The organism is Rhodococcus sp. NCIMB 12038, from assembly GCF_002165735.1.
In the GTDB taxonomy this organism is placed as follows: domain Bacteria; phylum Actinomycetota; class Actinomycetes; order Mycobacteriales; family Mycobacteriaceae; genus Rhodococcus_F.
Genome location: NZ_NHML01000022.1, coordinates 35,401 through 49,411, shown reverse-complemented (window position 1 = coordinate 49,411; position 14,011 = coordinate 35,401). Strand labels below are relative to the sequence as shown.

Sequence of the window (14,011 nt, the reverse complement as noted above, 5' to 3'; positions counted from 1 at the left end):
GTAGGGGAGAAATGTGGAGCGTCGAGTCAGACGTACATCGCTTCGATGGTCTCGGCGTATCGCTGCAAGATGTTGTTCCGCCGAATCTTTCCCGTGGCGGTGACCAACGGGGAGTCGGGGTCCCACTCGCTCTCCGCGGACACGAGCGCGAACGACTTGATCTTCTCCGCTCCCGGCAGCCCGGCGTTGATGTCGTCGAGGTGACGGCTGACGATCGAGCGAACCGCCGGGTCGGAAGTGAGCTCCGCCGGCGACCGTTCGGCGACTCCGAGGTCGGCCGCGCACTTCATGACGGCGTCAGGGTCGAGCACCAGCAGCGCCGCGATGTACGGCCTGCCGCTGCCACACAGCACGGCGTGGCTCACCAGTGGAATTTGCAGCAGCCGCGCTTCGATCGGTGCAGGACTGACGTTGTGCCCGGATGTGGGCACCAGCAGGTCGTCCATCCGGCCTCGGATGATCAGATTGTGTTCGGCGTCCATCGAGCCGAGGTCGTTCGTGTGGAACCAGCCGTCGTTGTCGAGGACGGTCCGCGTTCGGGCCTCGTCACGGTAGTAACCGGCGAACACGGCTTCACTTCGTATGAGGATCTCGCCGAGATCGGAGATGGTGACCTCGACTCCGTCGAAAGGCTTTCCGCACGTCCCGAGTATGAGTCGATTGGGGTCCCAGGTCCCTACTCCGCAGGTCTCGCTCTGACCATAGCAGTCGGCCAGGGGTATGCCTGCAGCAAGCCAGAATTCCTGGATGTGTCGGGGAAGGGGGGCCGAGCCCACGATCGCGATGTCGATCTGCCCGAGTCCCAGCGTGTCCAGGTGGCGCTGGAGAGCGTCGCCGGGGCCGGGAGCCGCGGCGGTCGGACCGACGGTGGAATCCGCCGCCGACAAATCCTGCATGCGGGCGTAGAGCTTCTCCCACACGCGCGGCGCCCCGAACAGCATGTGTGGATTGGTCCGGGCCAGAAGCTCCGGGAACAATTCGAGGTTTGCGCAGCAGGTCACCGTGCTGCCCTGAAGCAGGTGCACGTAGTGGGTCGCCAATCGTTCACCGATGTGCGCCATCGGAAGGTACGACAGCTGGCGGCGGCCGCGAAGGCTGATGCCCATCCGGCTCGTGAGCGTCCGAGCGGCAAACAGAATATTGCGGTGGGTGAGTGGTACACCCTTCGGGTTCCCCGTCGTGCCGGACGTATACAACATCGTGGCAATCTCGTCCGGCCTGCGTCGGCTCGACAATTCCGCCACAGTCGTCGGCGATTGCACCGGGAGGCTTGCGAGCATGACGACGTCGTCGTCCGCAGACACGGCTTCGACCGCGATCAACAGGGGACGGTGGTTACTGCTTGCTTCGGCGGCGCGTGCCCGACCGAGCTGAAGGTCGTCCTCGACGACAACAGCGACCGGAGCGCAATGCCCCCAGATGTAGCTCAGCCGGTCGATCGACGGCGAGTTGTACACCGACACCGGTATGGCGCCGATGAGCATCAGGGCGGTATCGACCAGATAGAACTCCGCCCGATTGGTCAACATGAGGACGACGTGATCGCCGGCGCGTATGCCCGATGACGAGAAGCCGTCCGCTAGCGCAGCGGCCTCCTGTCCGTATTCCGCCCACGTGAGGTCCCGCCCGCTGGCTCCGCACGTCAGTGCGAGGTGCTCACCGCAGGTCTCCACGGTGTGAAGAAAGGCCTCCGTGAGGGTGGAGGTCTCCTGCACCGCAATATGGTCATGTGTCACGGCATTTCTCCTGATGCTCCACAGTTGCGTCTGGTTTCTCGGGTTGCCTCGCTCGCGCAGCTCGTCGAGCGGCGGAGGTCAGCCGCGTCGACTGGAGTAGTGCTGCCGGAGGCTGTGCAGGATCGGCTCCGCCGACTCGGCGCGGCCGTCCCCGCCCCGGGCCCACCGGGAGGTGGCACTCGAGACGTCGACGACCAGCTGTCCGTACCGCGCATGCCGAGCATCGAGGGCGGCGAAGGTTTCGTAGCGAGGAGATCGACGAGACTCGTCGGTGAGCTCGTCGAGTCGAGCGCGCTGGGCGGCGAACTCTGCCGCCCGAGCGTCGTCGGCTTCGGCCCATCCGCGCCAATTCTCCAGTACGGCAGCTACCGACTCCGTCTCGACGCCGAGTTTCGTCGTGGTGTCGTTCCAATCGACTTGTGCGAGAACAGACCTGATTTCGCGGAGCCTGCTGAGGGCGTGCTCGTCGGTGAGCTGAGGTTCGATGGTTTCCTTCAGGATCCTCGAGATTCCCGAGATGATCTCTTGTGGTGCGGGGCGCATGATTCAGCCTTTCTCCGCCGCGAGTACCTGGTCGACGACCTTTGCGATCAGCGCATCGACGGGCGCCGCCGGCCTGTCCGATCCCAGCTCGCAGAAGTTGCGGACACCGTTGAGCGCGATGATCGCCAGACGGAACGTGGACAGGATCTGCCAGAAGGTCAGCGCTGCCGGTGATACGTCGATACCGGTTCGGGCGGTATACCGCGCCAGGAATTCCTCCTGGGTCCACTGGCCGGGAATGAAGTGTTCGCCGCGATACAGCGGGGTCGTGTACCACCCGAGGTCGTCGAGGGGGTCGCCGAGGCGGGCGAGTTCCCAGTCGAGGAGGACACCGAATTCGCCTTGGTCGACCAGCACGTTTGCCGGACGAAAGTCGCCGTGGACGAGCACGAGGCGGTCCGGAGCGGCCGGAAGATGGTCCCGAAGCCATTCGGCGCACAGGCGCAGGCCCGGTTGTGGTTCGAGTTCGTTGCTGCTGAGCTCGCCGATCCACCGTTCCAGTTCGTGTTCGGCCGGCGAACTCGCCGGAACCGGCAAAATCTGCCGCAATCCGAGTTCGTCGATGTCGAGCGAATGCAGCCGCCCCAGAACGTCGCACATGTCCTGAGCCAGCGTCAGCTGCTGCCCAGCGGTCAGGTGCAGAGGATTCTTGTCGCGGAGGACGCCGCGATGCGCCTTGCCGTCGTAGCGGTCACCGATCATCGTCGGCCGGGCGAGGTCCGCGCCCTCGTCGTCGAGCCAGTGCACCCGCGGCGCGGGAATCGCGGTCGCTTCCAGCGCCGCGAGGAGATGAAACTCGGCGCTTCTGGCAGTGTCCACCACCGCGCTCGTCGGGTCCCGGCGCATCAGGAGTCGATGAGTCGATCGTTCCCCGGACTCGGTCCACGTGGCATCGAATGGCCAGTTCTCCCGGGAACTTCCGGTCCCGGCGCGATAGAGCGCCACGATCTCGGGGTCGGCACCGGGGGCAAGGTGCCGGCTCAGAAAGACGCGCAACGCGTCGGTCAACTCCGGCATCGTCAGTTCCTCGGTGGACACGGCGCTACTCATCGCTTGCCTTCGCCTTCGCGGGCTTCGGGGGGATGGCTTCCGGGTACCGCGCGTAACCGGGCAGCACCATGTATTCCATCACGCCGTACCCGACCTGGCCGTTGTGCCGCACCTCCACGAGGTGGTCACTGCCTGCCTTCGCGTACCGGTAGAAGTTGTCCTTGTCGTCGAGATCCCACACCTCGTGTTCGAGGCTGTTCTCGCCTTTCCAATGTCCCTGGTACCAGCCGTTCCAGCCCTCGTATCCGCCGCCGCGCAGATGCGCGCGGCCGGGGTGGGCGGTCAGTTCGAATTCGAGCTTCTTGCCGCTGTCCAGTGTGAGGGTGATGCGACCCCCGGCCAGAGTGGCGGCCGGGGCTCCCTCCACCCAGCGCAGATCGTGGTCGACCCCGACGATCAGCTCGTCCTGATCTCCCTCCGGTGCGCCGATCGGTCGCGAGAACGCCGCCGAGAGGTGCACCGGCCGACCGGGTTCCGCCTCGTAGTAGTAGAAGTGGAGACCGAAGTCGGGTAGCTGAAGTGGGCAGAACATCAGCATCTTCCACTCGGGGCGTTCCCCGGGAGGCGCACCCTGCGCGCGCGGCAGCGGCCGGGTTCCCCACGAATGGTCGCGCTCGCCCCACCACGTCTCGGGCGTCAGGGTGGCCGCATAGTCGGGCGCGGTCAGGCTGCCTGCCGCACGGCCGACCTGGACGTACCGGACGGCGTCGTAGGTGACCTTGGAGCGACTGACCTGGAAATGGCGACCCTCGAGTGTGGGCTCCATTCGTCCGGACCATGTGATGTCGAACTCGATCCCGGACGGGTTCGGTTCGAGTACCAGACGCAGTTCCTCGAGGGGCTTGATCACCTCGATGGTCAGCGGGCCGACCTTCATGACGTGGCTCTCCGGCGCCAGCGCCCGGGAAAGTCTCAGGTTGTGCTGTTTGCCGTTGCAGGACAGGGCGACGAACGCCTCTTGTACATCCTGATTCGGGTACTGCCCGAGCCCGATGCTGAGAACGGTGTCCTTGTTCTCGACGTCCTGGATGCTGATCCAGTACCGCTCACGCCAGCTGGGATCACTCGATCCCACCATCGCGTGGGGGTACGAGACCTGATGGGTGAAGTACTCGTCGGGCGGTGTCAGACGGACCACGGTGATTCAGCCTCGCTCGTCATTGTCGGTCGGGAACTGGGCGACGAGAGTCTTCTTGTCGGTCTTCTCGCCGGCCAGGGTGGGAAGTGGGGTGTCCTGGAACTGCCACCGAGTCGGAATCGCGAAGTACGACAGCGTGCCGGTCAGGAATTCGCGCAGGGTTTCGGACGTGGGAGGAGTGCTGCCGGGTCGGTAGACGACAACGGCTGCCAGTTCCTCCCCGAGGTCGGGATGGGGAAGACCGATCGCCGCGACCTCGATGACGTCGGGATGATTGGCCAGCGCGGCCTCGACGTGGGCGCACGCGATGTTCTCGCCACCGCGGATGACGATGTCCTTGCTCCGGCCGTCGAGGAACAGGTAGCCCTCGTCGTTGGTGTGCCCGAGATCTCCTGTGTGGAGCCAGCCTTCGGCGTCGACGGTTCCGTCGTCGATACCGATGTAGCCGAGCATCACCGTTGGGGAGCGAACCAGGATTTCGCCGACTCCTCGCTCGTCCGGTTCGAGGATCTCCAGTTCCACAACCGGATAGGGGCGGCCCACGGTGCCGGGATACCGCTCGAGGTCGCGGTTGCCTGCAACGGTCAGGAATCCGCCGGATTCGGTCATCCCCCAGGTGTTGCCCAGTCCCCGCTCCCGAAGCTGGGGCAGCTTCCGCTGCATTCGCTCGAGAAGTCCGGGGGTCACCGGAGCGCCGCCCAGGGGCCACGACCGCAAGCTCGACAGGTCGAACGAGTCGAAGTCGGGATGCTCGAGTACCCGGCTCGCCATGGTGGGCACACCGCCCCAGCTCTGCACCTTCTCCTGCTCGATCAACGTGAGCACCTGATGCGGGTCGAAGCGACCCGCGTTGAGAACGATTTTGCCGCCGTTGATCAGTTGGGTGACGAGGTTGGAGATTCCACCGATGTGGAACAACGGAGTGCAGACGAGGGTCGAGGCCTGCGGTGCGTCGTCGGGGACCTGCTGGGGGAGCCGGCGCGAGCGGAGCAGGAGGTTGTGCTGGTTGGCGATGACGGAACGAAGCGACAACTCAACAGCTTTGGGCATGCCCGAACTGCCGGAGGTGAACAGGATGAGTGCCGGCGCGTCCTCGTCTCCCCGAGGCGCTGTGATGTCCTCTCGGCGGGGCGACAGTTCCGAGTCGGCTGCCTCGAAGAACCGACGCAGGTCTCCGACCGGTGTCGTCGGTACGGTCACCGAGTCCGGCAGCTGGGGCATATCGGTGACGATGCATCGCGGTGCCGCTACGTCCACCGCGTTGTCGATCTCGTGCGGACTCCACCACCTGTTGCCGAGCACCGGCACGGCGCCGATCATCCACAGCGACCACAGCGCGAGAACCCAGTCGGGGCTGTTGTAGGCGAGGAGCATGACCCGGTCGCCTTCGCGAACGCCGAGATCGGCAAAGTGCTTGCAGGCAGGCGCAATCGCGGAGGAGAACTGGCGGAAGGTGATGCGACGGTCACCCTGGACCAGATACGTGCGAGTGCTCCACCGCTCGGTACCGAGGAGGAGTTCCTCGAACGAATGGGGGTGAGGCTCGTAGAGCAGCCCGGGATGGCCCGCATAGTCGGCCGGACGAACGTCGTTGCCCCACACCTGCTCGAGTGTGCCGCGCTCGCCGCGGTGGGTGTTCGTCATCGTCCCTGCCATGATCCTGGCCTCTTTTCCTTGAACGCGTATACTGCTTCGCGAAGATCGTCGGTGGAAGCGCTGATGGCTTCGAGGTAGAAGGCGGTATCGAAGACCTCGTCGATGCGAGCGTGCATGCTCTTGTTCAGTGCTCGTTTCGTGAGCTGGACTGCGGCCGGGGGAAGTTCGGCGACCTTCGCGGCGAGCGACCGCGCCAGCGGCACCACTTCGTCCGCGGAGTCGACCAGTTCGGTCACCATGCCCAGCCGGTATGCGTCCTCGGCGAGGAGCGGTTCACCCCAGAGTAGGTGCCGCTTCGCGCGGACCATCGGCAAGTTGGCCGGCCAGGTCACGCAGCCGCCGTCTCCGGGCACGAGCCCGAGTTGGACGTGCGGATCGGACAACTGGACCGATGGAGTGGACACGATCGCGTCGGCGGTCAGGATCAAACTGGTGGCCACGCCGAACACGTGCCCGTGCAGGGCGACTACAAGTGGTTTCGGGAAGTCGGCGAAAGTCCGGAACAACTGGCGGCCGTCGTCGACCTGCTCCATGAGAACCTGGAGATCGCTGTTGGCCGCGAGCATGGCCTCGGTGTCCCCTCCGGCGGAGAAGTGCCGCCCCGTCGAGGTGAGTACCACCGCGCGGACGTCGCGATCCCTCCCGAGCTCGCTCAGCGCCCCACCCAGTTCGCCCAGGAGGTCGCTGTCGAAGCGGTTGAGCACATCGGGACGGCACAGTTGCAGTTCGCCCACGTGACCGTCCTTCGACAGTCTCACGGTTTTGTAGTCCGCCATTTCAGCCTTTCGACTCGACGAGAAAATTCGGTCATCGGTGACCTCGCGCGCCGAAATGTGCGCGAGTCGTGGCGTCGATGACGTCGTGCACTCAGGCTCGGTGCGTCTCGATCGTAGCGTACTACGTTGCTTCCTCGATAGTTGTTTATTAGAGTAAGTTGCGGGCTCCGCGCCGGTGTTCGTCCCCGGCGTGGCGCCGTTCCCAATGATCGACAGAAGGAGTGTGCGCTGATGACGTTTGCTTCGCGAAACGCAGAGGACGGTGGAGCGCAGCCTGCTCTGCGCTGCGGCGACACCGAGATGACCTGGGACCAGACCGGTACGGTTCTGCGGCGGATCGCAAACGGACTGAACACGCTCGACCTCGGTACGCTTCGACGGGTCGCCGTTTTCGCCGGCAACTCCACCGAAGCCGTCCTTGCATACGGTGGCATCACCCTTGCCGGTGCCTCGGCCGTCCCGGTCAACTTCCACCTGACAGCCGAAGAAGCGGCCTACATTTTCGAGGACTCCTGCGCATCCGTGGCATTCGTCGACGCCAACACGCTGGAGCGCGGCCGTGCCGCGGCAGAGGCGGCGGGCATCGCGACGATCATCGTCTGGGGCGACGTTCCGGAGACGGTGGATCCCGCAATTCATCGATGGGACGAGTGGCTGAGCGCCGCGTCCGACGTGGAGCCGAGAACCGACCTCGCGCCTCTGCCGTCGCTGGTGTACACCTCGGGCACGACCGGACGGCCCAAGGGCACCGAACTGCCGCCTACTGCCTTCGCCGGTGGCGCCGATATCGCCGAACACCTGGTGCGGCTCGGTGAAAACTCCCTGGTCAAACAGGGGAGGCACCTCGTGGTCGGGCCTCTGTATCACAGCGGCCCTTTGGTGGGGACCCGGCTGTTCCTGGCCGGTGTGCCGGTCACGGTGCTGCCCAAGTTCGATCCGGAAGCTGTGCTCGAGGCGATCGAAAGGGATCGGGTCGGCTCGTCGATCATGGTTCCGACACACTTTCAGCGGATTCTCGCGCTGCCGGACGAGGTGCGGTCGAAGTACGACCTCGGGTCGCTGCGTTTCGTGCAGCAGGTCGGGGCGAAGTGCCCGACGGACGTCAAGGCCGCAATCATCGACTGGTGGGGACCGGTCGTGTGGGAAAGCTACGGCGCCAGCGAGGTCGGCACGGTGTGCCGCATCAGCGCCGAGGAGTGGTTGGAGCACCGCGGCTCCGTCGGCAGGCCCGTCCCGCCCTTCGAAGTGGTGGTCGTCGACGCGGACGGAGAGCCGGTACCGCCCGAAGTCACCGGCCGCCTGTACTTCCGCGACGCCACCGGCCGCGGCGTCGTCTACCACAACGCCTCCAACGCGGACGCGCACCTCGAGCCCGGACTGTTCACATTGGGTGAGATCGGATACCAGGATGCTGACGGGTACGTCTACATCACGGACCGCTTCTCGGACATGGTGGTCTCGGGAGGAGTGAACATCTACCCCGCAGAGTCCGAGCAGGTGCTGGCGGCCCAACCCGGGATCGCCGAGGTGGCCTGCATCGGAATCCCGGACGAGCAGATGGGGGAGCAGCTACTGGCGCTGGTCGTGCGGAACGATCCGGGCCTGACGGAGAGCGAAGTCCTCGCCTACTGCCGGGACCGGCTTTCCCACTACAAGTGCCCCCGGTCCGTCGAGTTCGTCGAGACGCTTCATCGCAGCGCGGTAGGAAAGATCAACAAGAGGGCGTTGCGCGCACCCTACTGGAGCCGGGACGACGAAGCGGCGCCCGTGCAGCCCTGACGATTCGGACGGACTGACCACGAACACCGTGTTGTCAGTTCGCTCCGCCTCGCCCAGTCGGCGTGAACATCCGTTCCAACATCGATGCAACGCTCTCGGCCAGTCGGTCCGCGTCGACGCCTGCGAACCTGCGACCGGAGATCCAGTCGAGCGCGATCGTGTTGCCGGCGACGACCCCGGCGCGCGCCGCGCGGCGGGACAGGTCGTCGACCCGAGCCGTCCGTGCCACCGTGTCGGGAGCATATCGGAACAAGTTGTCGACATGACTGTCGATGAACGACTCCCACGTTTCGGCCATCGCGGGAGTCGCCCCGGCAGAGTAGACCCACAAGAGGTTCGCCCGCTCAGGGTGTTCCTGCGCCCAGCGGAAGACGCCGGTGACTACCTGACGCAATGTGGCTGTGGGTGATCCGTCACCGCCGGTGATCGTCTGGATATCGTCGCGAACCGCGTCGAAAGCGGCGTGGAACAGCTCGTCCTTGCTGCTGAAATGGTAGTAGACGGCGCTCGGCGCCACCCCCCACTCGGCCGCGATCTCGTCCATTGTCACGGCGCTGAGCCCTCTGCGTCCGAAGACGCGTACCGCGGCCTCCACGACCTCGGGGAGTCTCGACGGGCGATGTGCTGGGCGGGGCGTGTCTGTCGTCGTCACGGTGTACCGATCATGCGGGTGTGGAAGGATTGGCGAGATGAGCAGAGGTGCGCAGGCACGATCGGCTCATCGACCGTCGCGACGTGACGTCGTGCTCGAAGCCGGGCTCACCGAATTCACGGAGAAAGGCTACTCCGGCGCGTCGATGGCCTCAATCGCTCGACGCGCCGCGATGTCGACCTCTTCGTGTTACTACCACTTCTCGTCCAAGGATGCGGTCCTCGAGCAGTTGACCGGAGACGTGGGCGAAGCGCTGGTTGCGTTGGTGGAGAACGCAGTGCCTGTTTCCGGCCCCCACGAACGCGTCGACCTCCTGGCCGTGCGGTTCCTCGAATGGCTCGGAGACCGCCACTCGAGACGCGCAAAGCTCTATTACGTGGTCGCAGCGGGTGTAACGCCGGCCGTGGAGGCCAAGCGGCGGGAGAGTGAGGCGGTCATCGCCGAAGCCGTCGCGACCCGCCTCCTGGATTCGTGGGACGACGGCATCGACGACGTCGAACGCAGCGTGGTCGCGGCCGCAATCGTGGCTGTTCTCGGCGAACTTGCTCGCGGCATTCTCGGAGGCACTCTCACGCCTGCCGACGCCCCGGCGTGCGCAAGCGGTCTCGTCGCACGCCTCGGTTTCCAGCACGACCGCCGTTGACCCGTTGTGGGACACCTCACGATGAGGTATCTTTGGCACCAAGTTACTTACTGGAGTGATGCTCCAGTAAGTAAAGTCTCAGCCGAGTCACCACCGCTGTCGCGGTGGCGCGCTCGTCTGCCTGCTGGAGCTCACTGTGGAAGGCGGTCGCATGATCAACGCATACGACAGTCGGCGCAACCGTGCCGCCGGTGCCTCCGCGTGCGCAGAGCGCGAGCTCCCCGGATTTGTTGAAAGCAGTCGGCTGCACCAGGGTTCATCGGGTGTGCCCACTGTGATGTCGAGCGCCGTCGACGATCGGCGCCGACGTTGCCGGATCAGCGCCTCAGTGGGCGCGGTCGAGGTCTCCGGCTTCTTTGCGGATCGGAGCCACGATTTCCACGAGCGCTTCTGCCTGATCGCGGGTCAGACCGGGCAGTCCGAAATCCACCTCGCTCAAGGCCGCGGTGGCCTCGTCCACGAGTGCGCGGCCCTCGTCCGTGATCGTGACGAGCGTGGCGCGCCGGTCCTTCGGGTGAGCTTGCCGGGTCAGCAGCCCGCGGGCCTCGAGGCGATCCGTCGCGATCGTCACCGTCGTCGCATGAACCAGGAGATGCCATGCGACTCGGCTGAGCAGGCGGGTCCCGGTGTCGCTCAGTTGAAGCGTCTTGAGCATGAGGTAATCCGTCAGGCTCATCTCGAAACCCTTTTTCAGCGTCTGCTCCAGCACCGACGTCATGAGCTGGTGCAGGCGTAGAACCGAACTCATCGCGAGGAACGGATACGGGTCGTCGTCGGCCTGCTGCTGCCAGTAGAACTTGATCCACTGCATGGGATCGAGCTTCTCGACGTCCGTCATTTCGGCATTGCGTGCCGTCCTCTTTTTTGCAACTTTCTGCGCCACCGTCGCATCTCCTTCAGTCACATCTGTCTCAGAGCCCACAACGGATGCTCAGATTGATGAAAATCGATCTCTAGACTAACTAGGCTAACAGCTGCAGGCTCCAAGGGGGCGGTGGCAGCGGTTTTCCGCCGCCCGGGATGCCAAAACACTCTTCTTGTCAATGTTCTATCGTTAGAGTAATCTCGGCGCCAGTGGTAGTCGCCATTCGCACGGAGGAAGCATGACTGTGACCGAGACTCGATTCGACGGGCTGTTCGAATTGAATCCGCAGACCGTCCGCTGCCCGTACGAGACGTACTCGCAGGCCCGAGAAGAGGCGCCCGTGTGGGCCGAGCGGCTCAACGCGTTCGTCGTAACCCGATACGACGACGTCGTGTCGGTCCTGCGAGACGCTACGACGTACTCCTCGGCGATGGCTAGTGGTCCGGCCTCGGTCACCCCGCTCGCCCGCAGGATCTCCGGCGACCCCGAGGCCTCCGACACCCTGCGCGCCCACGTCGAACGGCGCCTCGAGATCAGTAGATCGGCGGTGCTCCTCAATGCGGATCCGCCGTTGCACGTGCGCCAACGGAAACTGGTGAACAAGGGCTTCACGGCCAGGCGGATCGCCACTCTCGAGCCGGAAGTTCACACGATCTCCCACGACCTGATCGACACCTTCATCGACGACGGCCGCGTCGATCTGGTCCGGCAATTCGCGATCAAGCTTCCGATGACCGTTATTGCCAACATCCTCGGAGTCCCCGAGTCCATGATGGAAACCTTCAAGTGGTGGTCCGATTCGTTCACCGTCGGAACCGGGAACCTGAACCTCAGCACTGACGAACTCGACGACATGTTCTCCGCAGTCGATCAGTTCTACGACTACTTCACCGGTCAGGTCGCCGATCGGCGCACCAGACCACGGGACGACCTGCTCACAGATCTCGTTCATGCCCGTTTGGACGGCGAGGAACCGTTGACGCTCAACGAGATCCTCCAGATGCTCGTCCAGTTCCTGGTCGCAGGAAACGAAACGACGACCAATCTGCTGGCCGCGGTCATGCACACACTCGTCACGAATCCGGGCCTCATGGCGCGAGTGCGAAATGACCACACCGAGATTCGTGCACTGGTGGAGGAGGTCCTTCGCCTGGAATCGCCCGTACAGGGGCTCTTCCGCACCGCCACCACGGATGTCGAGATCGGTGGCACCGCGATTCCCGCCGGCTCGCTCCTGTGGCTGGTGTACGGATCGGCGAATCGCGATCGGTCGGCTTACCCGGCCGGTGACGACCTCGACCTCGAAGGTGCGCTGTCGCGGCAACATCTCGCGTTCGGGAAAGGCGAGCACTTCTGCCTCGGTGCCCCTCTCGCGCGGATGGAAGCGCGGATCGGCGTCGAAACGCTCTTGTCGAAGCTCGCCGACATCCGTCTCGACTGTGCCCCGCACGACGTGAAGTACCTGCCCAACTTTGTCCTTCATGGATTGAAGGCGCTACCGCTGACCTTCCACAAGGTGGTGTAACAATGGTTTTCAAGCTTCGGCATCCACTCAACGGCCATATCTATTCGGCGCTCCCCGACGCGTTCGTCGAGGTGGACAAGAACGGCAAGACCGGCATTTTCGACCGATACGGGGCCTGGGTCTCCGGCGATGTCCGCACGGCAGATCCGGAGATGTGCCGATGGGTCGGCACACACGAGAAGGCAGTGGTGTCCCGACATGCCTCGGGTTTCGGGAGAAGCCACGCATCGACCCCGACCCCGTCCGCCAAGGAGGTGTGATCAACGCTATGACCGATCTCGAACCGCGAACACGCATCGACCGCTCGCCGGGTGTGAGTTACCAGGACCTACTGGACGCCGACACCCAGCAAGTGCCCGACTTCCTCCGAATGGAGTCGCCGCACGATCTCGGAACCGCAGATATCCCGGCGTACTTCTACTTCTCACCGGAGATCCACGAGCTGGAGAAGGAGAAGATCTGGCGCAAGACGTGGCAGTTCGCCTGTCGCGAGGAACTCATTCCGAACGTCGGCGACACCGAAATCTATGACATCGCGAACATCTCCATTCTCCTCGTCCGCACTGCGCCCGACGAGATCAAGGGGTACTACAACGCCTGTCTTCACCGGGGTCGGCAACTTCGAGAGGAGCCCGGCAGTGTGCACGAACTGCGTTGCCAGTTCCACGGGTTCTGCTGGGGCCTCGACGGTTCTCTGAAACATGTTCCGGCTCAATGGGACTTCCCGCAGATCGAACCTGACAAGTTCGGGCTGCCCGAGGTGCTGGTGGACACGTGGGGCGGATTCGTCTTCGTCAATATGGACCGTGACGCAGAATCGCTCCTGGATTACCTCGGAGAGATCCCGGCGCAGTTCGCGCGCTGGGACTTCGAGGACCGGTATACCCAGGCGCACGTCGAGAAGGTCCTGCCGTGCAACTGGAAGGTGGCGCAGGAGGCGTTCATGGAGTCCTTCCACGTCGTCACCACCCATCCACAGTTGCTGCAGGGTATCGGCGACGCCAACTCCCAATACGACTACTGGGACAACGTCAGTCGCGCGGTTACACCGCGGGGCACCCCGAGCCCGCACCTCACCGTGCAGCCGACCGAACAAGAGATCTTCGATTCGATGATGGGCCTCGGTCTCGAGGACGCGCCGATCAAGACGCTGCCCGACGACGTCCGTGCTCGGACCGTGATCGCCGACGCAACCCGCAAAGCCATGGCCGGCACCCTGGGAGACAAGGCGCAGAGCCTGTCGGACTCCGAATGTGTCGACACCTTCTTCTACACGGTGTACCCGAACTTCCACCCCTGGGGTGCCTACAACCGAACGTGCTACCGGTTCAAGCCCAACGGCGACGACCCCGAAACCTGCATCATGGAATGCCTCATTCTGTCTCCCTTCCAGGGAGAGCGCCCGGCGCCGGCCAAGGTCCGCCGAATGGGACTGGACGAGACCTTCGTCGACGCCGACGAACTGGGGACGCTGGCGCGGGTGTTCTTCCAGGACGAATACAACGTCGGCTGGGTCCAGAAGGGGCTGCACACTCTCGTCGAGAACAAACCGGGAGTGACGTTCGGCGCGTATCAGGAAACCAAGATCCGCCACTTCTACGACCTGTACCGCAAGCAGATCGGTAAGTAGGCGTGATCACACACGACG

At 64.3% G+C, this 14,011-nt stretch carries 13 protein-coding genes; 5 read left to right on the top strand and 8 right to left on the bottom strand.

Annotated features, from left to right (window positions below):
• Positions 1-26: 26 nt before the first annotated feature.
• The 6 genes from CA951_RS29195 to CA951_RS29170 all read right to left on the bottom strand — a co-directional run bounded on the left by CA951_RS29195 (position 27) and on the right by CA951_RS29170 (position 6,857).
• On the bottom strand, positions 27-1,736 hold the full coding sequence (locus tag CA951_RS29195; protein WP_087560164.1) for a long-chain fatty acid--CoA ligase: 1,710 nt from the start codon (positions 1,734-1,736) through the stop codon (positions 27-29).
• A 78-nt stretch (positions 1,737-1,814) separates the two neighbouring features.
• Complete coding sequence (locus tag CA951_RS29190) at positions 1,815-2,279, bottom strand: hypothetical protein (RefSeq protein WP_087560163.1); 465 nt, start codon at positions 2,277-2,279, stop codon at positions 1,815-1,817.
• A 3-nt stretch (positions 2,280-2,282) separates the two neighbouring features.
• Complete coding sequence (locus CA951_RS29185; RefSeq protein ID WP_256974136.1) at positions 2,283-3,329, bottom strand: phosphotransferase family protein; 1,047 nt, start codon at positions 3,327-3,329, stop codon at positions 2,283-2,285.
• Positions 3,322-4,467 (bottom strand): hypothetical protein, encoded by a 1,146-nt coding sequence (locus tag CA951_RS29180; protein ID WP_087560161.1) that lies wholly within the window; start codon positions 4,465-4,467, stop codon positions 3,322-3,324. Before CA951_RS29180 ends, CA951_RS29185 begins: the two co-directional genes overlap by 8 nt.
• A 6-nt stretch (positions 4,468-4,473) precedes the next feature.
• Positions 4,474-6,111 carry a class I adenylate-forming enzyme family protein gene (locus CA951_RS29175; protein ID WP_179220341.1) on the bottom strand — a complete coding sequence of 546 codons (1,638 nt, stop codon included), beginning with the start codon at positions 6,109-6,111 and terminating at the stop codon, positions 4,474-4,476.
• The gene (locus CA951_RS29170; protein ID WP_256974135.1) at positions 6,108-6,857 is read right to left on the bottom strand and encodes an enoyl-CoA hydratase/isomerase family protein; all 750 of its coding nucleotides are present in this window, start codon (positions 6,855-6,857) and stop codon (positions 6,108-6,110) included. The genes CA951_RS29175 and CA951_RS29170 overlap by 4 nt, the downstream gene beginning before the upstream one ends.
• Before the next feature lie 273 nt (positions 6,858-7,130).
• Here CA951_RS29170 and CA951_RS29165 point away from each other — a divergent pair, with 273 nt between their 5' ends.
• Positions 7,131-8,678 carry an AMP-binding protein gene (locus CA951_RS29165; RefSeq protein WP_087560159.1) on the top strand — a complete coding sequence of 516 codons (1,548 nt, stop codon included), beginning with the start codon at positions 7,131-7,133 and terminating at the stop codon, positions 8,676-8,678.
• A gap of 34 nt (positions 8,679-8,712) precedes the next feature.
• On the opposite strand, the gene CA951_RS29160 is transcribed toward CA951_RS29165, so the two are convergent.
• Entirely contained in the window at positions 8,713-9,273 is a 561-nt protein-coding gene (locus tag CA951_RS29160) for a TetR/AcrR family transcriptional regulator (protein ID WP_256974143.1), read from the bottom strand.
• A 94-nt stretch (positions 9,274-9,367) separates the two neighbouring features.
• On the opposite strand from CA951_RS29160, the gene CA951_RS29155 reads away from it, so the two are divergent.
• The gene (locus CA951_RS29155) at positions 9,368-9,973 is read left to right on the top strand and encodes a TetR/AcrR family transcriptional regulator (RefSeq protein WP_087560157.1); all 606 of its coding nucleotides are present in this window, start codon (positions 9,368-9,370) and stop codon (positions 9,971-9,973) included.
• 325 nt (positions 9,974-10,298) lie between these two features.
• On the opposite strand, the gene CA951_RS29150 is transcribed toward CA951_RS29155, so the two are convergent.
• Positions 10,299-10,856 (bottom strand): MarR family winged helix-turn-helix transcriptional regulator, encoded by a 558-nt coding sequence (locus CA951_RS29150; protein ID WP_087560156.1) that lies wholly within the window; start codon positions 10,854-10,856, stop codon positions 10,299-10,301.
• 220 nt (positions 10,857-11,076) lie between these two features.
• Between CA951_RS29150 and CA951_RS29145 the strand changes: the two genes are divergently transcribed.
• Genes CA951_RS29145 through CA951_RS29135 form a run of 3 tightly spaced genes read left to right on the top strand, consistent with a single transcriptional unit; the run spans position 11,077 to position 13,993 of the window.
• Complete coding sequence (locus CA951_RS29145; RefSeq protein WP_256974134.1) at positions 11,077-12,363, top strand: cytochrome P450; 1,287 nt, start codon at positions 11,077-11,079, stop codon at positions 12,361-12,363.
• A gap of 2 nt (positions 12,364-12,365) precedes the next feature.
• Positions 12,366-12,623: a hypothetical protein gene (locus tag CA951_RS29140; protein ID WP_087560154.1), complete on the top strand. Its 258-nt coding sequence runs from the start codon at positions 12,366-12,368 to the stop codon at positions 12,621-12,623.
• An 8-nt stretch (positions 12,624-12,631) separates the two neighbouring features.
• The gene (locus CA951_RS29135) at positions 12,632-13,993 is read left to right on the top strand and encodes an aromatic ring-hydroxylating dioxygenase subunit alpha (protein WP_256974133.1); all 1,362 of its coding nucleotides are present in this window, start codon (positions 12,632-12,634) and stop codon (positions 13,991-13,993) included.
• Positions 13,994-14,011: the final 18 nt, after the last annotated feature.

Excerpts from the sequence above, each read along its gene's own strand:
- CA951_RS29190 (WP_087560163.1), bottom strand. The coding sequence starts at position 2,279 with ATGCGCCCCGCACCACAAGAGATCATCTCGGGAATCTCGAGGATCCTG.
- CA951_RS29185 (WP_256974136.1), bottom strand. The coding sequence starts at position 3,329 with ATGAGTAGCGCCGTGTCCACCGAGGAACTGACGATGCCGGAGTTGACC.
- CA951_RS29175 (WP_179220341.1), bottom strand. The coding sequence starts at position 6,111 with ATGACGAACACCCACCGCGGCGAGCGCGGCACACTCGAGCAGGTGTGG.
- CA951_RS29165 (WP_087560159.1), top strand. The coding sequence starts at position 7,131 with ATGACGTTTGCTTCGCGAAACGCAGAGGACGGTGGAGCGCAGCCTGCT.
- CA951_RS29155 (WP_087560157.1), top strand. The coding sequence starts at position 9,368 with ATGAGCAGAGGTGCGCAGGCACGATCGGCTCATCGACCGTCGCGACGT.
- CA951_RS29145 (WP_256974134.1), top strand. The coding sequence starts at position 11,077 with ATGACTGTGACCGAGACTCGATTCGACGGGCTGTTCGAATTGAATCCG.
- CA951_RS29140 (WP_087560154.1), top strand. The coding sequence starts at position 12,366 with ATGGTTTTCAAGCTTCGGCATCCACTCAACGGCCATATCTATTCGGCG.
- CA951_RS29135 (WP_256974133.1), top strand. The coding sequence starts at position 12,632 with ATGACCGATCTCGAACCGCGAACACGCATCGACCGCTCGCCGGGTGTG.